The sequence below is a fragment of the Streptomyces sp. AMJ-169 genome (genome assembly GCF_055597585.1).
In genome coordinates this window covers 563,053-582,594 of record NZ_JBVLTJ010000004.1, presented here as the reverse complement: position 1 = coordinate 582,594, position 19,542 = coordinate 563,053, and the positions used below count along the sequence as shown (strand labels likewise).

The following is a 19,542-nucleotide window of genomic DNA, read 5'->3' as shown; positions in this document are numbered from 1 at the left end:
GCCGCCCGCTGTCCCGGCCGCATGAGGCAGGGGCCCCGGACCGGTCACAGACCCCCGCCGAGCCCCGCGCCCAGCGCCCGCGCGGCTCACAAACCTCCGCCGAGCCCCGCGTCCCGCGCCCGCGCGACCGCCTCGGCCCGGCTCGCGACGTGCAGCTTCTCGAAGATGTGGGTGACGTGATTGCGGACCGTCTTCTCCGACAGCACCAACTCCCGCGCGATCCGCCGGTTGTCGAGGCCGCGCGCGATCAGCCCGAGCACCTCGCACTCCCGCGTGGTCAGCGCCGGGAACAGCTGCTCGGCGTCGCGCCGCAGACTGCCGGAGACCAGCGCGGTCAGCCGCGCGGCGACCCCGGTGCCGAACACGGCGCCGCCCGCCGCGACGGTCCGCACCGCGTGCAGGACCTCCTCGGCGGCGGCGCCCTTGACGATGTAGCCGCGCGCCCCGGCCTGGAGCGCGGCCAGCAGATCGCCCTCGTCGTCGGACATGGTCAAGGTCAGCACCGGCAGCCCCGGATGCTCCTCGGCCAGCGCGCGGATCGCGGAGATCCCCGATCCGTCGGGCAGCCCCAGATCCATGATGACCACATCGGGGGCGCCCGCGGCCACCGCACCCGGCACCTCGGCGACCGTCTCCGCCTCCGCCACGACGAGCACCTCGCCGAGACTCTCCAGCGCCGACTTCAGTCCGCTGCGGAACAGCGGATGGTCCTCCACGACGAGCGCCCGCAGCACGGACCGGTCCACGGGCGACCCCGCATCCTCGTTCACCCCTAGAACGTAATCCTCCGGAGTGCCGTCGGCATATTTTCCGCCAAGTCGCACAAAATGCCCGAACTTTCCAAGCCGACCGCCCGGTCACCCGCCCCTCACAACAGCCCTCGCCCCTCACGGCATCACCAGCACAGGCTTCACGACCTCCCCCCGCACCGCCGCCCCCGCCGCCTCCTCCACCCTCTCGAACGGGAACACCGAGACGATCGCGTCCACCGGCAGCCGACCCGCCCGGTACAGCTCCACCAGCGCCGGCACGAACACGGACGGCACCACCTCCCCCTGATTCACCCCCACCACCCGAGGCCCCCGGTCCAGCATCGCCGGCACGTCGAACGCCACCTCGGTCCCCGCCGCCGGCGCCCCCACCACCCCGCACATCCCGCCCACCGCCAGCCCGTCCACGGCCGCCCGCAGCACCCGGGGCACCCCGCTCGTCTCCAGCGCCCGCTCGGCCCCCCGCCCGCCCGTCAGCTCCCGTACGGCGGCCAGGGCGTCGTCCTCGTCCGGGTTCACCGCGTCCGTCGCCCCCAGCCGCAGCGCCAGCGCCAGCCGGCGCGGATCGGGGTCGACGGCGATCACCCGCGTCGCCGCCGTCAGCCGCGCCGCCATCACCGCCGCGAGTCCCACCGACCCCGTCCCGTACACCGCGAGGGTGTGCCCCGCCTCGGGCCGCAGCACGTTCAGCACCGCCCCCGCCCCCGTCTGCACCCCGCACGCCAGCGGCGCCAGCACCTCAGGCGGCAGCCCCGCAGGCACCCGTACGACATTGCGCTCCCCGGTGAGCGCGAGCGTCGCGAACGACGACTGGCCGAAGAAGTGCCCGTGCAGCGGCGCTCCGGCGTACGCCCCCGTCCCGGACACGGTCGCGCTGCCGTCCAGCCGGCTCCCGCCGAACAGGTTCAGCGCCGGCCAGTGCGCGCACCGCACCGGCCGCCCGCCCAGACACGCCGCGCAGCGCCCGCAGGAGGCGAAGCTGATGAGCACAGGATCACCGGGTACGACCGACTCGACGCCCGCCCCGACCGCCTCGACGACCCCCATGCCCTCGTGCCCGAGCACCGCGGGCACCGGGAACGGCGTACGCCCCGCCCGCACGCTCAGATCGGTGTGGCAGACCCCGGCGGCCCGCACCCGCACCAGCACCTCGCCCGCGCGCGGATCAGCCACCCGGATCTCTTCGAGAACGAACGGCGCCCCACGCTCACGGACGACGGCCGCGACGGCATCCCACATGACAACTCCCTTACGGATCAGGGCAGTACGCCGCCCTCGCGCACGACCCGCAGGGCCTGCGCGGCGATGGTCAGCGTCGGGTTCACGGCGGCCGACGACGGGAAGAAACCGCCGTCGACGACGAACAGGTTGGCCACCTCGTGGCTGCGGCAGTACGGATCGAGCACCGAGACCGCCGGATCGTCCCCGGCGACGGTCGTGCCGCACTGGTGTCCGGTCGCCTCGACGCCCAACTGCCGTGCGAACACCAGCGGATACCCGGCCCGCCGCATCATCCGCCGTGCCTCGCGCACCAGTTGACGATGGGCGCCGGTGTTGGTGGGCCGCCAGCGTACGGTCACGCCGTCGTCCCCGGCGCCCGGCAGCACCTGGTTCTCCGGGTCGGGCAGGTCCTCCGACATCACCCACCAGTCCACGCTCCGCGCGGCGAGCGCGCCCAACAGCCGCCGGGGCAGCCGGGGTTGGGAGGCAGCCAGCGTCGGACCGTACACCTTGCCCATCAGCTGGAGGGTGCCGAGCGGCGGGCGGTCGGCCTCGGGGAGGTAGAAGTCGTTGACGGCCAGCGTCTTCTGGAAGACGGCCGGGTTGCGGCGGCGCGGGTCCACGGCCATCAGGACCGAGTTGTTGTGCAGCATCAGATTGCGCCCGACCAGCCCGCTGCCGTTGCCGAGGCCGCCCGAACGCAGCAGCAACAGCGCCGAGTTGACCGCCCCGCACGACAACACCACCGTCCCCGCCCGCAGTCGGACCGCACGGCCGTCACGGACCGCGTCCAGCGAGGTGATCCGGCGGCCGTCGGTGCGCAGCCGCGTCACCCGGGTGCGGGTGAGTAGCCGGACCGACGGGGTGCGCAACGCCGGGCGCAGGGCGCGGGTTTCGGCGTCGCTCTTCGCGCCCACCCGGCACGGGTACGCGTCGCACGTCCCGCACCGCTCGCAGGCCCCGCGCGGCGCCAGGTCGATCCCCAGCTCCAGCGGGAACGGCCGCAGCCCCTGCCCCGCGAGCCGCCCCGCCAGCTCCCCGATCACCGGCTCGTGCGGCACCGCCGGCCACGGGAACGGCGTCGAGCGCGGCGGCGCCGTCGGATCGCCGCCGGCGCCGTGCACCCGGTACAGCCGCTCGGCCTCCGCGTAGTACGGCTCCAGGTCGGCGTACGTGAACGGCCAGGCGGGCGAGGTCCCTTGGAGGTGCTCGACCGTGTGGAAGTCGCTCGCGCGCAGCCGGGGCAGGGCGGCCCCGTACACCTTGGTGGTGCCGCCGACGCCGTAGAAGCCGCCGGAGGTGAAGGGGCGGCCGGTGTCCGTGTGCCAGACGCCCGTGTTGTGGTAGCGGCCCTGCACGAACACCGCCTCGGGGGAACGGTTTTGAGGCTCGCGGGGCAGGAAGTCGCCGCGTTCCACGACGAGTACGCGCGCGCCGGTCGACGCCAGCGCCCACGCGGTCGTGGCACCTCCGGCGCCCGAGCCGACGACGAGCACGTCGGCGTCGTACGCCTCGCGTTCCTCGCGGATCACCGGAGGGGAGCCGCGGCCCCAAATGCCGTTCATGACACGGGCCTTGCCGGGTCGTAGAGGCGGACTTCAGTCTCGGTGTGGAAGGGGAGGTCCTCGGGGAGTTCGCAGAGTTCGAGGTGGAAGCCGAAGGGGGTGCGGACGTAGATGAAGCGGACGCCCGCTATCGGGCCCTCGGTGACCTTCTGCGGTTCGCCCAGGGCAACCACCCTGTCGAACGAGGTGAGATGGGCCAAGGACGACTCCAAATCCTGTGTCGCCAGGGCCAGATGATGGCCGCCCCAGTCGCTGTTGCGGGGGTAGACGCGGCGCTGGTCGGGGGAGGTGTACTCGAACAGCTCGACGTTGGTGACCGGGCCCAGGCGCAGCATCGCGATATGGGCCACCGCGTCACGGTGAACTCCCAGCTGACACAGCATCCACAGACCCATGGAGTCCTCGATGGGGCCGGTGCGGTAGGCCAGTTGGGCGCCCAGCGCCTCGGTGAAGAAGGTCACCGCCTGGTCGAGGTCGGGGACGGTGTACGCGACATGGTGGACGGCGCTCACGCCGGGGACCGTCATCATGGCTCCTCCTCAAGTTGCTTGCGGATACTGGGAGTTCGCGGGGGCAGGGCGCCGGTCACGGCCGCCTGGCCGACGGTCAGGCAGAGCAGCCGGGCGCCGAGGCGGCCCGCCGTCAGGGTGGTGCGGGCGGCCTGCGGGGCGAGGACCAGGGCGCCGGCCGTCAGCGGCACCGGGCGGTGGTCGGCGCGGACCGTGCCGGCCCGCACGTACCAGACCGCCTCGGCACCGCCCCGGCCGTACGGCTCCCAGCGGGTGCCCGGGGCGAGTTCGACCTCGTCGAACGCCTCGCACTCGCTGTGCAGCATGCCCCGCCGGGCCAGACAGCGGACGGCTGCCTCCTCGCCGTCCGGCCCGAACAGGGCTGCCACGGCAGGGCCGTTGTGGACGATCACGGCCAAGTTCCTTTCGTGCGAGGCGGATTCACGGTCAGCTCTCTTCCGGGCGCGGCACGTCCAGCACCGCGTGGAAGAACTCGAGCCCGCCGTCCCCGGCCCACAGCCGCACCGACCCGCCCAGCGGCAGCGTCAGCGCGGTGCCCGAGGCCAGCGGGACCTCGCGGTCGGCGGTGCGGGCGGCGCCGGTGCCGCTCAGCACGAACACGGTGTGCTCGGTGCCCCGCGCCACGAACTCGACGCCCGCGTGCGGCGGAAGGTCCTGCACATGGATCGTGCGCAGCGGCCCGGTGAGGACAACGGAGGCGTCCAGCGGCCCATGGGCGCGCAGATCGCGTACGACCGTACTGGTGGCGTTCATGATGGTCTCCTCGTCTTCCCGGCGGGGCCGGGGGAAGCGGACGGGCAGTTCGACGACCAGCCAACTCAGCGGCCGGCGCCCGGTGTTGCGCAGCGAGTGCCGGGAACCGAGCCCGGTCAGCACGGCGTCGCCGCGCCGCACGGCGTACGCCACGCCGTCCAGCCGGATCTCGCCGCGCCCGCGCAGCAGGAAGTACAACTCCTCGGTACGGGAGTGCAGATGCTCCCCGCTGAGCCCGCCCGGCGGCAGCCAGGCCCACTCGACGGCCTCCCAGCCGCCGAGCAGTCCGGTCCGCCGCGCCAGGCACGCCCAGCGGGAGAGTCCGTCGGAGTCGTGCACGCCGTGCACCTCGGCGGGGGCGTGCACATCGGCCACGATCAGCGCGTCACGCATACCCGCTCACCTCCTCGGTCCGCGCCAACTTCTGTGCGGCGCTCGCTATCTCACGCTCTGTCAGGTCATTCACGAACACCGCGTCCCCGATCCCGACGGGCAGCGGCAGCCGCTGTTTTCCGTCGCGGTGGCGGACGGTGTCCGCGAGCGCCTCGCGGAGCAACTCCGGCTCCAGCAAGGGGTGGTGGACCGGCAGCCGCAGCGCGCGCATCGTGTTCAGCACGCGCGCGCACTGACGGTCCGTCATAAGTCCGCGCCCGCGCGCGATCAGCGTCGTGAGCGCCATGTCGAGGTTGACCGCCTCGCCGTGCAGCAGGGCGGGCAGCGCGCGCATCTCCAGCGTCGGGCTGAAGGAGTGGCCGTAGTCGACGACCCGTTCGAGCCGGTGCTCCCACAGGTTGTCGTGCAGCTCCTCCAGCATGCCGTGCACGGCGCGCGCGAGGACGTGCTCGGCGGTCGCGCGCAGCGGTCCGTCCGCCTGGAAGCGGGACTGAAGCAGCCGCGCGCCGCTGCTCTCCAGAAGGTCGAACAGGTCGCGGTCCTTGACCAGCGCGATCTTCAGGATCTCCGCGAGCCCGTTGCCGATGTGCCGCCGCCCGAGGGTGGCCAGGAACGCCGGGTCCAGCAGCGTCTCGACGGCCGGATGGTACGTCCCGAGCCGGTTCTTGCCGCCGCCGAAGTTGACCCCGGTCTTGGCCCCAACTCCCGCGTCGACAAGGCCGATCAGTGTGGTCGGCACCCGTATGTACGGAGTGCTGCGCCGGTACAGGCTGCACGCGAGCCCGACGACGTCCATCAACACCCCGCCCCCGACGGCGACTACGGGTTCGCGCCGCCGGTCGAGACCGAACCGGTCCATCGCGTCGACCACGGAGCACACCGACTCCATCGTCTTCAACTGCTCGTGCGCGGGCAGCACATGGACCGTGTACGCCGTGTGCCCGGCCGACTCGCAGTAGGCGCGCAGAGCGGCGCCGTACAGCAGGTCGACGTGCTCCTCGACGACCAGCAGCCGCCGGGCGGGCGGCCCGGGTTCGGTGCGGCCGGCGTGGGCGAGCGCCGGGTTGCGGGGGTCCAGGACGCCCGGGACGAGGCGGACCCGGTAGCTGACGGGCTTGGCGGTGGACACCGTCCAGCTGCGCGCCGGCCCGGGGCCTTCGGTGTGGGTCAGCCCGTGGATGACGGGGGCCGGGGAGGGGGAGCGCGTCATGGTGAGCCACTGCCTTCGAGGAGCGCCGTCCCGGAAGCGGTTCTTCCGGAATCTCGCCTCTTCAAGGTGCGCCGCCCGATGTCCCGGGGTCTTGAGGCGCCGGCCCTCTTAGGGGCCCAACGTGGGGAGTGGGGGAGGGGGCGGGGGTCCTGGGGGAGTCCCGTAGGGGGCGGGCGCGGGGCTCGCGCCGGGTTCGCGGGGGTGGCGGGGTGTCCCCTAGGGGGGCTCAGGGAGCTGCGGGGGCTTCAGGGCGCGGCGGCTTACAAAGGGGGCCCTCAGGAGGGGACATGGCGGCTCACAGCGGAGGGCCCCTCAAGGAGTGCGGCGGCCTACACGGAGGGCCCCCGCGAATCACCGCCCGCGAGGGCCCTTCCGTACGATGCCGTCGGTCACGCCGATCTGCACGACCCGGTCGGTCACGCCGACTTGCTCGGTGCCCGTCCTGAAGTCCCCTTGCGGGCGGTCGACTTGGCCGGGGTCTTCTTGGCGGCCGGCTTCTTCGCGGGGGCGGCGGTCGCGGCCGGGGGTTCCTCGGTCGCCGGGGTCGCGGTGGCCGTCGAGGCCTTGGCGGGCACCGGAGTTGAGGCAGCTGTCGGGGTTGCGGCGGGCGCCGGAGTCGTGGCGGCTGCCGGGGTTGCGGCAGGCACCGGAGTCGCGGCGGCTGCCGGAGTTGCGGCAGCCGCTGAGGGTGCGGTCGACGCCCCCGCCCCGCCCGTCAGCCCGCCGAGGCAGAACGCCCACACATCCTCCGCCGAGATCGGCGAGGGCGCGGCGCCGACCGGGGCGGCGGGGGCGCGGGCCGTGAACATGGCGGTCTGCATGATGAGCGACGCCACTCGACGCGGCCGGGGCGCAACCGCCTGACCTGCGGCGACGGCCTCCTCGACCAGCTCGGCGAAGAACCCGAGCAGCGGCAGGTGCGCGGTCGCGACCTGGTCGGGGTGGGTGACGAGGAGCTGGATCGCGAAGTCCGTGAACAGCGGCGACTGCGCGCCCGGCTTCGGCTCCGACGAGTGGTACAGCAGGTCGACGGCGATCCGCAGCTTCTCCAGCGGACCCGCGCCGCCCGCCGCGGCCGTACGGATCTCGGCCGCCGACCTCGACAGGGCGTCCTCGAAGAGGGCGAGCAGCAACTCGTGCTTGCCGTCGAAGTGTTGATAGAAGCTGCGCAGCGACTGCCGTGAACGCTCCACGACTTCCTGCACGGTGAAGTCGGTGGTGCCCTTGTCGGCGATCAACTCCTGGGCGGCGTCCAGGAATCGCTGCACACGCTGCTCCGCCCGGAGCTTCGCGGCCCGCGTCGATCGCTCGACGGCGCGCTGCCGCCAGGCGGGCTCAGGGGTCTCGACCGGTTCTACGGGGACGGCACTCATGGGGAGAACGCTACTCCACGCCAGTGAAAAGCGAGGCCGTTCCCCCTACCGAATTCGGCTGCCCCATAAAGGAGAGTGAGGTACTGGTGAATGGAGAATCCGATTCTCTCAGGGGTTTCCCGGAGGCGTTTCTCAGGGAGCACCCCTATTCACCCCTTGGACGCCCCCTTGACGTCCCCCCTGCCCCGATCGACACTCAAGCGGGGAATCCTAGTGAACAGGTAGGGAATCATGGGGCGCCTGGAGCCGGTCACCGGTCGAGCGGACTGGTCGTCGCCCCTTCTCACCTCCCGCCGCCACATCGACCTGCTGCGCGTGTGCAGCGCACAGGGCTGAACCGGCCCGCGCCCCCCTGTTCCCCGCGCCCCCTCTCGGCCTCCGCGCCCCTTTTCGCCTCCGCGCGCCCCCCTTTCGCCGCCACGTCCGACTCCCGGGGAGACTCATGTCCGTCACACCACTGGCCGCCCACTTCTCCGAACGCCCGGCGCCCGCCTTCCGGGGCCGGATCGGACGCGACGCGCGCAGCGGCCACTACGCCGTGCCGGGCCGCTACCGGCTGCACCTGTCCACCGCCGACCCCGACGGACTGCGCATCGCCGTCGTGCACAGCCTGCTGCGGCTCGACGCGGCGTGTCCGGTCACCTTCCTGCCCGCCGTCCCCGACTGTCCCGACGGCGGCCACTTGGCACTGCGCCCGCTGTACGACGCGAGCGCGCACCGCTACCGGGGCCCGGCCCTCGCGCCGGTCCTCAGCGACGACTGGTCCGGCCGGATCGTCTCGACCCACGGCCCGGACATCGCCCGCGACCTCGCCCGGCGGTTCGGCGGCGGCCTGCCCTCGCTGTACCCCTGCGGCGGCGAGAGCGGCATCGAGGCCGTCGAGCGGCTGTGCGCGCGCATCGAGGAGGCCGCCCAGCAGGCCGGGAGCGCCGCCGCGACCGACGAGGAACGCGCCGCCGCGCTCGGCACACTCCTCGAAGGGCTCGGCTCGCTCGACGAACGCCTCAGCGGCGCACCCTGTCTGATGGGCGATCAGATCACGGCCGCCGACGTCGAGTTGTGGGTCACCCTGGTCCAGCTCGACACCGTCCACCGCCATCACCTCGACGCCGCCGCCGTCCAACAGGTCGCCGACCACGACGCGTTGTGGGCCTACGCCCGCCGGCTCGCCTCCCGCCCCGCGTTCGGCGCCCACCTCGACCTCGACGGCGTCGAACGCCGGCACCGCGCCCGCTGCCAGGGCCTGGAGGCGGCCGGCTCCGCCGTCCAGATCCTGGACTGGGCGGCGCACATCTCGGACGGAAACCGGTTCCACCAGGTCTGATCCGGTCCGCCAGCCGGACGCCCGTTGACAACCGGCGGGACAGCTGGATTACTTGCCGCCCAGAAGGGCCACTCGGCCCCAGCGAACTTCCCGACGCGCGAGCGAAGCAGAGGACACCATGTACGCAGCCTCCCGGACGGCGTCCCGCCGCCCCCAGGGCTGCGTACGGCCGCGCTCGAACCGCCTCGTCGCCGACCGCGCCGTCGATCTCCTGCGCGTGAACAGCGCACTGTGTACCGCACCGGGCCGCGCCCGCTGCCAGGGCTGAACCCAAGCCTCGAAGGGCTCACTTCGCCGAGGGCCGACCTCAAGTCCTCGGCCCTGAAGGGCTTTTGAGCCCGAGCCCCGTCGGCAGCGCCACCGCGGACCGCCGCCGCCCCCTGCCCCGGCCTTCGTCGTACACAGCCGCCACGTCTCCTCGTGAGGTGCGCCGACCGTGACCCGGGGTCCTTCGTCTCCCGCCGGAGCCCCTCATGAGCGAATCCCCCGGAGCCGTGTCCCTCGCCACGGCACCTCCCGCTGACAGTCCCTCAAAAAGCCTCGCCACGCAGCGAGTTCAGCCACTGCGCCACCCCTGGCGCTGGATCGCCACTGCCGTCGTCCTGGTGCTGGCCGCCCAGTTCGTCCACGGCCTCGCCACCAACCCCTTCTACCAATGGGACCGCTTCGGCTACTGGTTCCTGCGCCCCGCGATCCTCGACGGCCTGCTGATCACCCTTGAAGTCACCGCCTACAGCGCCGTGTTGGGCCTCCTCGGCGGCGTACTTCTCGCCCTCGCCCGGCAGTCGAGGAGTCCGGTGCTGCGCGCGGTGAGCTGGGTCTACATCTGGGCCTTCCGCTCGGTCCCGCTGATCGTCGTCCTGCTCTTCCTCTACAACTTCAGTGCCCTGTACAAGACGTTGAGCCTCGGCGTCCCCTTCGGGCCGGCCTTCTTCACCTTCGACGAGTCGCGGCTGGCCACCGACATGGTCATCGCCGTCATCGGCCTCAGCCTCCATGAAGCCGCGTACGCCGCCGAGGTCGTGCGCGGCGGCATCCTCTCCGTCGACCAGGGCCAGCACGAGGCCGCCGCCGCGCTCGGGCTGCCGCGCTCCTACCAGTTCCGCCGCATCGTCTTCCCGCAGGCCCTGCGCTCGATCGTGCCCAACTACGTCAACCAGCTGATCGGCCTGGTCAAAGGCACCTCGCTGGTCTTCTACGTCTCCCTCCTCGACCTCTTCGGAGCCGCCCAGACGATGGGCTCCACCTACCCCGGCGACATCGTGCCCCTCCTGCTCGTCGTCACCGTCTGGTACCTCATCCTCACCAGCCTCGTCTCCGTCGCGCAGTTCTACGTCGAACGCCACTACGCCCGCGGTGCCACCCGCACCCTGCCGCCCACCCCGCTCCAGCAACTGCGCTCCTCCGTGCGGCAGTTCAAGGAGCGCCTGCGCAAGGAGACCGCCGTATGAGCACCGCGACCGCGCCCGCCGCCGTCGAACTGCGCGACGTGCACAAGTGGTTCGGCGGGCACCGCGTCCTCGACGGCATCGACCTGACCGTCCGCCCCGGCGAGGTCACCGTCCTCCTCGGCCCCTCCGGCTCCGGCAAGTCCACGCTGCTGCGCGTCATCAACCACCTGGAGAAGCCCGAGCGCGGCTACGTCAGCGTCGGCGGCGAACTCATCGGCGTACGTCAACACGGCGACCGGCTGCGGGAGTTGAGCGAGCGGCACATCCTCACCCAGCGCGGCAGGATCGGGTTCGTCTTCCAGAACTTCAACCTCTTCCCGCACCTCACCGTCCTCGGCAACATCGCCGCCGCACCCGTCGCCACGAAGCGGCTGCCCAAACCGGCCGCCCACGAACTCGCCCGTGAACTCCTCGACCGCGTAGGCCTGTTGGACAAGGCCGACGCCTACCCCCGCCAGCTCTCCGGCGGCCAGCAGCAGCGCGTCGCCATCGCCCGCGCCCTCGCGCTGCGCCCCGGCGTCATCCTCTTCGACGAGCCGACCTCGGCCCTCGACCCCGAACTGGTCGGCGAAGTCCTGTCCGTCATCAAGGACTTGGCGACCAGCGGGACGACGCTGCTCATCGTCACGCACGAGATCGGGTTCGCCCGTGAGGTCGCCGACCGGGTCGTCTTCCTCGACGCCGGACGGATCGTCGAACAAGGGCCGCCGCAACAGGTGTTGGACAAGCCGCAGCACGAACGGACCCGGGAGTTCCTGGCCAAGGTGCTCTGAGACAAACCCTTTTCGAAGCCACCCCCCCGCTCCCAAGTCACCCTTCTCTCCTAAGGAACAGCCATGCCCGCGCCCCTCTCCCGACGTGCCCTGATCCGAGGCATCACCGCGGCAACTGCCGTCGCCACCCTCGCCGGTGGGCTCGCCGCCTGCGGCGGGGACAGCGAGGCCGCGACCGGCGGCGACACGGCAGGACAGGTCACGATCGGCCGGTTCTCCAACGGCGCCGCCAAGGAGACAACCGTCAAGGTCTCCGAGGTGAAGTCGATCAGCGCCGAACTCCCCGAGGCGATCCGCAAACGCGGCACCCTCGTCATCGGCTCCGGCTCCCTGCCCTCCGGCTCCGCGCCGCTCGGCTACGTCGGCAGCGACCAGAAGACCCTCACCGGCGTCGAACCCGACCTGGCCCGCCTCATCGCAGCCGTCCTCGGCCTCAAGTCCGAGACCAAGCGCTTCACTTGGGAGAACCTCTTCGTCGGCATCGACAGCGGAAAGGTCGACGTCGGCCTGTCCAACGTCACCGACACCGAGGAGCGCAAGCAGAAGTACGACTTCGCCTCCTACCGCGAGGACAACCTCGGCTTCGAGAAGCTGAAGTCCAACTCCTGGAAGTTCGACGGCAGTTACGAGAGCCTCGCCGGCAGGACATTCTCCGTCGGGGCCGGCACCAACCAGGAACGCCTGCTCCTCGAATGGCAGAAGAAGCTCCAGGCCCAGGGCAAGAACCTCGCCATCAAGTACTTCCAGGACAGCAACAGCACCTACCTCGCCCTCAACAGCGGGAAGATCGACGCCTACCTGGGCCCGAACCCCAGCCTGTCGTACCACGTCACGCAGACCGCCAACTCCCCTGCGCCGACGGCCATCGCGGGCACCTACTCCGGAGCGGGCGAGACCCTTCAGGGGCTGATCGCGGCGACCACCAAGAAGGACAACGGCCTCGTCAAACCGCTCGCCGATGCCCTCAACTACCTGATCGAGCACGGCCAGTACGCCCAGTGGCTGAAGACCTGGAACCTGGAGAACGAGGCCGTCACCAAGTCCGAGATCAACCCGCCCGGACTGCCGCTCAGCAATACCTGATCGACCGTCACATGCCGCTGTCCAGAACCCTGTTCGGAAAGGACTCCGCCTCCGTGACCCACGCGAGCGACCTCCGCGGAGGCGGAGCCCCCGCGGCCACCGGACCGCACCCCCTCGACAACGCCGTCTGGTCCGCCCTCGACGGCCCCCACGCACCCTTCGCCGAACGCCTCGGCGCCGCCGCCCGCTACCCGGCCGACATGTACGCCTTCGCCGCCCTCGCCGACCCCGCGGACCCGGCCGCCTGGACCGACCTGCACCGCCTCGTCGGCCCTTCAACTCCCGTACGGATCAAGCCTGCTGACGCCGTACCAGACGGATGGGAGCTGATCCGGGAGGGGTACGGCGTCCAGCTCGTCGACACCTCGCTGCGGGCCGAGCCCGACCCCGAGGCGGTCGTCCTCGGCCCGGCGGACGTACCCGAGATCCTCGGCCTGATCGCCCGCACCAAGCCCGGCCCCTACCTCCGGCGGACCATTCTCATGGGCGCCTACCTCGGCCTGCGCGAGGAAGGGCGGCTGATCGCGCTCGCCGGGGAGCGGCTGCGGCTGCGCGGCTGGACGGAGATCAGCGCCGTCTGCACCGACCCCGCGTACCGGGGGAGGGGGCTCGCGACCCGGCTGATCCGCGCCGTCGCCGCCGGAATCCGGGAGCGCGGTGACACCCCTTTCCTGCACGCCGCCGCCGACAACGCCGACGCGATCCGGCTGTACGAGTCGATCGGGTTCACGCTGCGGCGCACCAACCGGATCGCGGAGCTGCGCACTCCGGCGGGGCTCGCGGGAGCGGGGGGCCGAGTGACCGGCCGGGGGCCCGCGTGACCGGCGCAGAATCGATTTCGCACAAAAGTTCGGGAATTTCCGCCGGATCGGGAACACAGGACGGGGGCGGCCCGTTGTGACAGGCAAGAGCCACGAACGGGCCGCACACAGCGAAGCGGAAGCGCGAGAGAGAAAGGGGGACGGCGATGACCGAGATACGTATATGCCACGCCGTGCACCTCTACTCCCGGCCCCACATCGACCTCGTACGCGTGGCCGGCGCGCTCTGTAGCGCCTGACCGCCTGCTCGCCTCCGGCCTGCCCGCCGCAAGCTTCGCCGCACCTCCGCCGTCCCCGCCCGCGCCGGGGCCGGTGATCTCGTACGGACCTCCAGGAAGGCACACGCGACGTGTCCTCGACCTCTCCTTCCCCCTCCTCCCCCCGGCTCCATCTCGCCGTCGCCCTCGACGGCACCGGCTGGCACCCCGCCTCCTGGCGCGAGCAAGTCGCCCGCCCCCGCGACCTGTTCACCGCCGGATACTGGGCCGACCAGGTCACCGAGGCCGAGCGCGGCCTGCTGGACCTCGTGACCATCGAGGACGGCCTGGGCCCCCAGTCCGCCCACCCGCTGGACCCCGACGACCGCACGGACCAGGTCCGCGGCAGGCTCGACGCGGTCCTGATCGCCTCCCGCATCGCCCCCCTCACCCGGCACATCGGCCTGGTCCCGACCGCGAACACCACGCACACCGAGCCCTTCCACGTCTCCAAGGCGATCGCCACCCTGGACTACGTCAGCACCGGCCGCGCGGGCCTGCGCCTCCAGGTCTCCGCCCGCCCGGCCGACGCCGCCCACTTCGGCCGCCGTACGATCCCCCGCGTCGACGTCTACGACAGCGAGGCGCCCGCCACCCGCGCGCTGCTGGCGGAACTGTTCGACGAGGCCGCCGACTACGCGGAGGCCGTCCGCCGGCTCTGGGACAGCTGGGAGGACGACGCGGAGATCCGGGACGCGGCGACGGGCCGCTTCGTCGACCGGGACAAGCTGCACTACATCGACTTCGAGGGCGCCCGCTTCAGCGTCAAGGGCCCCTCCATCACCCCGCGCCCGCCCCAGGGCCAGCCGGTGATCGCCGCCCTCGGCCACGCGCCGGTGCCCTACCGGCTGATCGCCCGCCAGGCCGACCTGGGCTTCGTCACCCCGCACGACACCGCGCAGGCCCGCGCGATCGTCGCGGAGATACGCGCGGAGCAGGAGGCAGTGGGCCGGGCCGCCGAGTCGGTGCACGTCTTCGCCGACCTGGTCGTCTTCCTCGACGACGACCCCGCCGAGGCCGAGGCCCGCCGGGCGCGGCTGGACGAGCTGGCGGGACAGCCGTACACCGGTGACGCGCGGATCTTCGCCGGCAGCCCCGCTCAACTGGCCGATCTGCTCCAGGAGTTCCAGGAGACGGGGCTGACCGGGTTCCGGCTGCGCCCCGCGGTCACCGGACACGACCTGCCGAAGATCACGCGGGGCCTGGTCCCCGAGCTCCAGCGGCGCGGCGCCTTCCGCGAGGCCTACGAGGCCGACACCCTGCGCGGGCTGCTGGGCCTGGCCCGCCCCGCCAACCGATACGCCGCAGTCTGAGCGGGAGGAAGAGACCGACGATGAGCAAGCCGCAGAAGCAGATCCACCTCGCCGCCCACTTCCCCGGCGTCAACAACACCACGGTGTGGAGCGACCCCCGCGCGGGCAGCCACATCGAGTTCAGCTCCTTCGCCCACTTCGCGCGCACCGCAGAACGCGCCAAGTTCGACTTCCTGTTCCTCGCCGAGGGCCTGCGGCTGCGTGAACAGGGCGGAAAGATCTACGACTTGGACGTCGTCGGCCGCCCCGACACGTTCACGGTGCTGGCCGCGCTCGCCGCCGTCACCGAGAAGCTGGGCCTGACCGGCACCATCAACTCCACCTTCAACGAGCCCTACGAAGTGGCCCGGCAGTTCGCCAGCCTCGACCACCTCTCCGACGGGCGGGCCGCGTGGAACGTCGTCACCTCCTGGGACGCCTTCACCGGCGAGAACTTCCGCCGCGGCGGCTTCCTCCCGCAGGGCGAGCGCTACTCCCGCGCGAAGGAGTTCCTCACCACGGCGCACGAGCTGTTCGACTCCTGGCAGGGTGACGAGATCCTCGCCGACCAGGCCACCGGCGCCTTCCTGCGGGACGCCGGGGCCGGCTCCTTCGTCCACAGCGGGCAGCACTTCGACATACAGGGCCGTTTCAACGTCCCGCGCAGCCCCCAGGGACGGCCGGTGATCTTCCAGGCCGGGGACTCCGAGGAGGGCCGCGAGTTCGCCGCCGCCGAAGCCGACGCCATCTTCAGCCGGCACGCGCAGCTGGAGCAGGGCCAGGCCTTCTACACCGACGTCAAGAGCCGCCTCGCCAAGTACGGCCGCCGCTCCGACCAGCTCCTCATCCTCCCCGCCGCGACGTTCGTCCTCGGCGACACCGACGAGGAGGCCAAGGACCTCGCGAAGGACATCCGCCGCCAGCAGGTCAGCGGCGCGACCGCCCTCAAGCACCTGGAGTTCGTCTGGAACCGGGACCTCTCCGGCTACGACCCCGAGGGTCCGCTGCCCGACATCGACCCCGATGTCAGCTCCGAGCACATCTCCCGGGGCCGCGCCCAAGTCCGCATGTACCGCGACCCGTTGGCCACCGCCCGTGAATGGCGCGAGCTGGCCGAGGCCAACAAGTGGTCCATCCGCGACCTGGTCATCGAGACCGGCAACCGCCAGAACTTCATCGGCACCCCGGAGACGGTGGCGCGCACGATCGACGAGTACGTCCAGGCCGACGCCGCCGACGGCTTCATCCTCGTCCCGCACATCACCCCCAGCGGCCTCGACGACTTCGCCGACAAGGTCGTCCCCCTCCTCCAGGAACGCGGCGTCTTCCGCACCGACTACGAGGGCAGCACCCTCCGCGACCACCTGGGCCTGACTCATCCGGACGAGATACGGGAATCCCGGGAGGCTTCGTGAGCGAGGCCCGCCGCCGCGCCCTGGAGCAGCCGGGCGGCGACGACCGTACCCGGCCGGGTGCCCGTCGCGGCGGCGAGCCCGCACGGCACGAACAGCGCGAGCCCGGCGAGGAAGAGGTGCTTACGGCTGCGGACGTCCCCAGGTCCCGCGCCGAGGTCGTGGCGCAAGGCTCGCCCGGCCTCCGGAGAAGCCGAGCCCCTTATGGCAACGGCGAGGCCGGGCCGCCGCCCTCCCCCGAAGGCTGCGGCCCGGCCCTTCCCCGGCGGCGGTCACATGGTCGCTGCGGTGGTCACCAGCACATGACCGCCGTCCGCCCCGGCCCCCACGCGCAGTACTGCCGGACCCGGACCGTGTACCGGCGGCCCCTGACCAGCCGGACGCGCATGGAGGCGTTGGCGGGGGTGCCGCCGTCGTCGTGGCCCGCGAGATAGCGGGGCTCGCCGTCGCGCTCCTCGAAGAGGACGATCACGGCGTCGCAGTCGCCGAACACGGCGAGCCGGTGGTCGCGGGTCTCGGCCGGCGCGAGCGCGAAGTCGGCCTGCTCGCCCGCCCCGAGCGCCAGCGGCGCCGAGCGGAACGGCTCCAGCGCGGGCGGGCGCGGCGCGGCCTGCGGCGGGTACCAGCGCTGCACGAACTCCTTGTCCAGCGCGGACAGCGCCCCCGGCGGCTGCACCCCCTGCCGGAACGCCTCCGGCTCCAGGATCAGCCCGGCCGGGAAGGGGTACTCCATCACCGACTGCGGGTCCCACACCGGCCCGTTGACCTCGGCCGGGTCCAGCTTGCTGAGGATGTTGACGTAGGTGCGCTCGCGGCTCCAGTGGTTCGGCGGCCCGGCGAGATCCGCGTACACCGCCTCCTCGTCCCAGTGGATGCCCGCGTACGGCGACTGGTGCTCGTGCCGCATGCCGAGCGCGTGGCCGATCTGGTGCAGGGCGGTGGCGCGTTCGCCGGGCGGGGTGAGGTCCCAGCCGAAGTTCATGGTCGGCTCGCGCAGCCCCACCGGCAGCGCGTCGCGGCCCACGGCCGACCAGGAGCCGTCGCCCTCCCGGAACCCGATCCGGACCTCCGCCTCGGCGGCGTGCCCGACCTCCGCGAACGTCAGCCCGATGCCGAGCCCCTGCCACTCCCGGAAGCAGTCCCGCACGACCTCGCGCTGCGGCTCGCCGCCGTCGAGGAAGCAGTAGTGCAGGACGGTCCCGTTGACCCAGATCCGCCGCCCGCCCCGGAGCGCGGCGAGCCGCTCGGCGGCGAGGCCCGGCGTGTACGCGGGCTCCGGCTGCCGTACGAGCGAGCAGTAGCGGGTGGTCATGGCTCCACTCTGCCCGCCGCGCACCGCCCTGCGCCTGAGTCGGCGGCTACTCAACTCGCCCTGTATCAAGGGTGAGTAGCCCGTCTCATGATGAGGTGACCCCTCTCGCAGCCGCAGCCACCGAACCCGCCGCCGAAGCCGACGCCAGGGCGTCCGAACTGCTCGCCCTGCCCTGGCCGTTCACCGGCCGGGAGGAGGAAGTCGAGCTGATCCGGCGCGAGTTGACGGCGGGCCGCCCGGGGGTCGTGCTGACCGGACCGTCGGGTCACGGCCGCACCCGCCTCGCGCTCCAGGCGCTGCGCTCCGGCGGCCGGGCGAAGGACTGCGCGCGCGTCGCCGGCACCCCCGAGACGCGCCCCGTCCCCTTCGCCGCCTTCGCCCACCTCCTGCCCGAGTCCGTCACCCTCCACCGAGCGGTCCAACTCCTCTCCCGTGTGCGCCTGTTGCTCGTCGACGACGCCCATCTCCTCGACGACGCCTCCGCCGCCCTCGTCCACCACCTCGCCGTCCAGGGCCGCACCCGCCTCCTGATCGTCACCACCGAGGGCGCCCCCGCCCCGGCGGCGATCGCCCGCCTGTGGACCGACGACCTCCTGCCCCGGCTCACCCTCGGCCCGCTGCCCTACGACGAGACGGCCGAACTCCTCGCGTGCGGCGCGGGAGTTGCGCTGGACGCGCTCACCGTGAACCGTCTGCACCGGCTGTGCCGGGGGGACTTGCGGCTGCTGCGGGACCTCGTCGACGCGGTGCGCGGGCAACTCGTGCCGGACGGTGAGGAGTTCACCTGGCGTGGGCCCGTTCCGCTCACTCCGCTGGTCCGTGAGCGGGCCGCCGCAGTTTTGGAGCGCGCGGGCGCCGAACGCGAGGCCCTGGACCGGCTGGCCTTCGCCGAGCCGCTGCCGCTGCGGGCGGCCGATCTCGATCTGGGGGCGCTGGAGCGGCTGGAGACCGCGGGGCTCATCGAGGTGGGCGAGGCTCAGGGCACGGCGCCGGGTGGAACTCCGGGCGAGACTGCCGGTGCCTCCGGTGCCTCCGGTGCCCCCAGCGGCCCCGCCGACACCCCCGTCCGCCTCGCCGACCCCCTGCACGGACCCGTGCTGCGGGCCGTCGCCGGGCGGTTGCGGGCGGTGCGGCTGAGCCGGGTGCGGGGGGACCGGGAGGCAGCGCTGGCCGTGGAGGCGGCGGGGCTGCGGGCGCGGATCGGGGCGGCGGACGTGCGGGACGTGGCCGCGCCGGTGGGGGAGTGGCTGATCGCGGAGGGGACCGCGGTGCCGGCGTCGTACGCGGGGGTGCGGGCGCGGTTCGCGCGGTTGCGGGGGGAGGTGCGGGAGGCTGTCGCCTGGGCGCGGGAAGGGGTGCGGCACAGTCCCGGGGACGCGTTCTGTCGTGCCGAACTCGACCTCGCCTGCGCCGAGTTGGGGGAAGGGGACGCGCCTGAGGGTGGGGTGCGGCTCGGGGGGCTGGCGGGGGCCGAGGTGTTCGTGCGGTGGGGGCTCGCCGGGGACGGGGGTGAACTGGACGAGGTCGCGCGGGAGTTGGCGGAGCGGGGGTTCGTGCTGTTCGCGGCGGAGGCGGGGGCGCGGGCGGCCCGGCTGCACCGTGATCCGAGGGCGGCGCGGGCCTCCCGTACGCGGGCCGTCGCGCTGGCCCGGCGCTGCCAGGGGGCCCGTACGCCCGAGCTGGCCGGGCTCGTCCTGGGTGAACTCACCGCGCGGCAACGGCAGATCGTCACGCTCGCCGCCGCCGGACTCAGCAACCGGCAGATCGCCGAGCGGCTCACCTTGTCCGTACGGACCGTCGGCAACCACCTCTACGGGGCGTACACCCGGCTCGGCGCCAGCGACCGGGGCGCGCTGCCTTGGCTGACGGAGCAAACGGCGTGAACCACAGGGGAGTTCACGCCGACCGCACGCCGGTCCGGCGGCAACGGGCGCCCACCGCAAGGCCGTTCGGGCAAGAAGCTCACGCCGCCCCGAACGCCCGGAACCGGAAGCCCGCGCCG

The 19,542-nt window shown here is 72.7% G+C and carries 21 protein-coding genes; 11 read left to right on the top strand and 10 right to left on the bottom strand.

Translation table 11 applies throughout. The annotated features are described in order from the left end of the window. Window positions 1-86: 86 nt before the first annotated feature. The 8 genes from ACYUD3_RS13170 to ACYUD3_RS13135 all read right to left on the bottom strand — a co-directional run bounded on the left by ACYUD3_RS13170 (window position 87) and on the right by ACYUD3_RS13135 (window position 7,815). The gene (locus ACYUD3_RS13170; protein WP_470968377.1) at window positions 87-770 is read right to left on the bottom strand and encodes a response regulator; all 684 of its coding nucleotides are present in this window, start codon (window positions 768-770) and stop codon (window positions 87-89) included. A 117-nt stretch (window positions 771-887) separates the two neighbouring features. Further along, the gene (locus ACYUD3_RS13165) at window positions 888-2,009 is read right to left on the bottom strand and encodes an NAD(P)-dependent alcohol dehydrogenase (RefSeq protein ID WP_470968375.1); all 1,122 of its coding nucleotides are present in this window, start codon (window positions 2,007-2,009) and stop codon (window positions 888-890) included. A gap of 17 nt (window positions 2,010-2,026) precedes the next feature. Next, window positions 2,027-3,556 carry an FAD-dependent oxidoreductase gene (locus ACYUD3_RS13160; RefSeq protein WP_470968372.1) on the bottom strand — a complete coding sequence of 510 codons (1,530 nt, stop codon included), beginning with the start codon at window positions 3,554-3,556 and terminating at the stop codon, window positions 2,027-2,029. Further along, window positions 3,553-4,086 carry a VOC family protein gene (locus tag ACYUD3_RS13155; RefSeq protein ID WP_470968370.1) on the bottom strand — a complete coding sequence of 178 codons (534 nt, stop codon included), beginning with the start codon at window positions 4,084-4,086 and terminating at the stop codon, window positions 3,553-3,555. The genes ACYUD3_RS13160 and ACYUD3_RS13155 overlap by 4 nt, the downstream gene beginning before the upstream one ends. Then, window positions 4,083-4,478, bottom strand: coding sequence for a hypothetical protein (locus tag ACYUD3_RS13150; protein ID WP_470968367.1), 396 nt, complete (start codon window positions 4,476-4,478; stop codon window positions 4,083-4,085). Before ACYUD3_RS13150 ends, ACYUD3_RS13155 begins: the two co-directional genes overlap by 4 nt. A 34-nt stretch (window positions 4,479-4,512) precedes the next feature. Continuing rightward, entirely contained in the window at window positions 4,513-5,232 is a 720-nt protein-coding gene (locus ACYUD3_RS13145) for a cupin domain-containing protein (protein ID WP_470968365.1), read from the bottom strand. Continuing rightward, on the bottom strand, window positions 5,225-6,442 hold the full coding sequence (locus ACYUD3_RS13140; RefSeq protein WP_470968362.1) for a sedoheptulose 7-phosphate cyclase: 1,218 nt from the start codon (window positions 6,440-6,442) through the stop codon (window positions 5,225-5,227). Before ACYUD3_RS13140 ends, ACYUD3_RS13145 begins: the two co-directional genes overlap by 8 nt. 416 nt (window positions 6,443-6,858) lie before the next feature. Next, window positions 6,859-7,815, bottom strand: a complete 957-nt coding sequence (locus ACYUD3_RS13135; RefSeq protein ID WP_470968360.1) for a TetR/AcrR family transcriptional regulator — start codon at window positions 7,813-7,815, stop codon at window positions 6,859-6,861. 231 nt (window positions 7,816-8,046) lie between these two features. Between ACYUD3_RS13135 and ACYUD3_RS13130 the strand changes: the two genes are divergently transcribed. The 10 genes from ACYUD3_RS13130 to ACYUD3_RS13085 all read left to right on the top strand — a co-directional run bounded on the left by ACYUD3_RS13130 (window position 8,047) and on the right by ACYUD3_RS13085 (window position 16,231). Continuing rightward, entirely contained in the window at window positions 8,047-8,151 is a 105-nt protein-coding gene (locus ACYUD3_RS13130; RefSeq protein ID WP_470968357.1) for a putative leader peptide, read from the top strand. A gap of 106 nt (window positions 8,152-8,257) precedes the next feature. Beyond that, window positions 8,258-9,139, top strand: a complete 882-nt coding sequence (locus ACYUD3_RS13125) for a glutathione S-transferase C-terminal domain-containing protein (RefSeq protein ID WP_470968355.1) — start codon at window positions 8,258-8,260, stop codon at window positions 9,137-9,139. A 118-nt stretch (window positions 9,140-9,257) separates the two neighbouring features. Beyond that, on the top strand, window positions 9,258-9,407 hold the full coding sequence (locus ACYUD3_RS13120; RefSeq protein ID WP_470968353.1) for a hypothetical protein: 150 nt from the start codon (window positions 9,258-9,260) through the stop codon (window positions 9,405-9,407). Window positions 9,408-9,612: 205 nt separating this feature from the next. Beyond that, entirely contained in the window at window positions 9,613-10,590 is a 978-nt protein-coding gene (locus ACYUD3_RS13115; protein ID WP_470968351.1) for an amino acid ABC transporter permease, read from the top strand. Beyond that, the gene (locus ACYUD3_RS13110) at window positions 10,587-11,363 is read left to right on the top strand and encodes an amino acid ABC transporter ATP-binding protein (RefSeq protein ID WP_470968349.1); all 777 of its coding nucleotides are present in this window, start codon (window positions 10,587-10,589) and stop codon (window positions 11,361-11,363) included. Before ACYUD3_RS13115 ends, ACYUD3_RS13110 begins: the two co-directional genes overlap by 4 nt. A 63-nt stretch (window positions 11,364-11,426) precedes the next feature. Beyond that, window positions 11,427-12,446: a transporter substrate-binding domain-containing protein gene (locus tag ACYUD3_RS13105; protein WP_470968347.1), complete on the top strand. Its 1,020-nt coding sequence runs from the start codon at window positions 11,427-11,429 to the stop codon at window positions 12,444-12,446. Window positions 12,447-12,457: 11 nt separating this feature from the next. After that, window positions 12,458-13,267: a GNAT family N-acetyltransferase gene (locus ACYUD3_RS13100; protein WP_470968344.1), complete on the top strand. Its 810-nt coding sequence runs from the start codon at window positions 12,458-12,460 to the stop codon at window positions 13,265-13,267. Between the two features lie 146 nt (window positions 13,268-13,413). Continuing rightward, window positions 13,414-13,506, top strand: a complete 93-nt coding sequence (locus ACYUD3_RS13095; RefSeq protein WP_470968341.1) for a putative leader peptide — start codon at window positions 13,414-13,416, stop codon at window positions 13,504-13,506. A gap of 110 nt (window positions 13,507-13,616) precedes the next feature. After that, window positions 13,617-14,837, top strand: a complete 1,221-nt coding sequence (locus tag ACYUD3_RS13090; RefSeq protein WP_470968339.1) for an LLM class flavin-dependent oxidoreductase — start codon at window positions 13,617-13,619, stop codon at window positions 14,835-14,837. 20 nt (window positions 14,838-14,857) lie between these two features. Then, the gene (locus ACYUD3_RS13085; protein ID WP_470968336.1) at window positions 14,858-16,231 is read left to right on the top strand and encodes an NtaA/DmoA family FMN-dependent monooxygenase; all 1,374 of its coding nucleotides are present in this window, start codon (window positions 14,858-14,860) and stop codon (window positions 16,229-16,231) included. On the opposite strand, the gene ACYUD3_RS13080 is transcribed toward ACYUD3_RS13085, so the two are convergent. Together ACYUD3_RS13080 and ACYUD3_RS13075 are read right to left on the bottom strand one after the other, a co-directional pair. Beyond that, window positions 16,192-16,398, bottom strand: coding sequence for a hypothetical protein (locus ACYUD3_RS13080; RefSeq protein ID WP_470968334.1), 207 nt, complete (start codon window positions 16,396-16,398; stop codon window positions 16,192-16,194). The genes ACYUD3_RS13085 and ACYUD3_RS13080 overlap by 40 nt on opposite strands. A gap of 122 nt (window positions 16,399-16,520) precedes the next feature. Next, entirely contained in the window at window positions 16,521-17,540 is a 1,020-nt protein-coding gene (locus ACYUD3_RS13075; RefSeq protein WP_470968333.1) for a M12 family metallopeptidase, read from the bottom strand. A 95-nt stretch (window positions 17,541-17,635) separates the two neighbouring features. Here ACYUD3_RS13075 and ACYUD3_RS13070 point away from each other — a divergent pair, with 95 nt between their 5' ends. Beyond that, window positions 17,636-19,423, top strand: a complete 1,788-nt coding sequence (locus tag ACYUD3_RS13070) for a helix-turn-helix transcriptional regulator (protein WP_470968330.1) — start codon at window positions 17,636-17,638, stop codon at window positions 19,421-19,423. Window positions 19,424-19,542: the final 119 nt, after the last annotated feature.

Coding starts and splice junctions, on each gene's coding strand:
- ACYUD3_RS13165 (WP_470968375.1), bottom strand. CDS start 2,009: ATGTGGGATGCCGTCGCGGCCGTCGTCCGTGAGCGTGGGGCGCCGTTC.
- ACYUD3_RS13160 (WP_470968372.1), bottom strand. CDS start 3,556: ATGAACGGCATTTGGGGCCGCGGCTCCCCTCCGGTGATCCGCGAGGAA.
- ACYUD3_RS13155 (WP_470968370.1), bottom strand. CDS start 4,086: ATGATGACGGTCCCCGGCGTGAGCGCCGTCCACCATGTCGCGTACACC.
- ACYUD3_RS13145 (WP_470968365.1), bottom strand. CDS start 5,232: ATGCGTGACGCGCTGATCGTGGCCGATGTGCACGCCCCCGCCGAGGTG.
- ACYUD3_RS13140 (WP_470968362.1), bottom strand. CDS start 6,442: ATGACGCGCTCCCCCTCCCCGGCCCCCGTCATCCACGGGCTGACCCAC.
- ACYUD3_RS13135 (WP_470968360.1), bottom strand. CDS start 7,815: ATGAGTGCCGTCCCCGTAGAACCGGTCGAGACCCCTGAGCCCGCCTGG.
- ACYUD3_RS13130 (WP_470968357.1), top strand. CDS start 8,047: ATGGGGCGCCTGGAGCCGGTCACCGGTCGAGCGGACTGGTCGTCGCCC.
- ACYUD3_RS13125 (WP_470968355.1), top strand. CDS start 8,258: ATGTCCGTCACACCACTGGCCGCCCACTTCTCCGAACGCCCGGCGCCC.
- ACYUD3_RS13120 (WP_470968353.1), top strand. CDS start 9,258: ATGTACGCAGCCTCCCGGACGGCGTCCCGCCGCCCCCAGGGCTGCGTA.
- ACYUD3_RS13115 (WP_470968351.1), top strand. CDS start 9,613: ATGAGCGAATCCCCCGGAGCCGTGTCCCTCGCCACGGCACCTCCCGCT.
- ACYUD3_RS13110 (WP_470968349.1), top strand. CDS start 10,587: ATGAGCACCGCGACCGCGCCCGCCGCCGTCGAACTGCGCGACGTGCAC.
- ACYUD3_RS13105 (WP_470968347.1), top strand. CDS start 11,427: ATGCCCGCGCCCCTCTCCCGACGTGCCCTGATCCGAGGCATCACCGCG.
- ACYUD3_RS13100 (WP_470968344.1), top strand. CDS start 12,458: ATGCCGCTGTCCAGAACCCTGTTCGGAAAGGACTCCGCCTCCGTGACC.
- ACYUD3_RS13095 (WP_470968341.1), top strand. CDS start 13,414: ATGACCGAGATACGTATATGCCACGCCGTGCACCTCTACTCCCGGCCC.
- ACYUD3_RS13085 (WP_470968336.1), top strand. CDS start 14,858: ATGAGCAAGCCGCAGAAGCAGATCCACCTCGCCGCCCACTTCCCCGGC.
- ACYUD3_RS13075 (WP_470968333.1), bottom strand. CDS start 17,540: ATGACCACCCGCTACTGCTCGCTCGTACGGCAGCCGGAGCCCGCGTAC.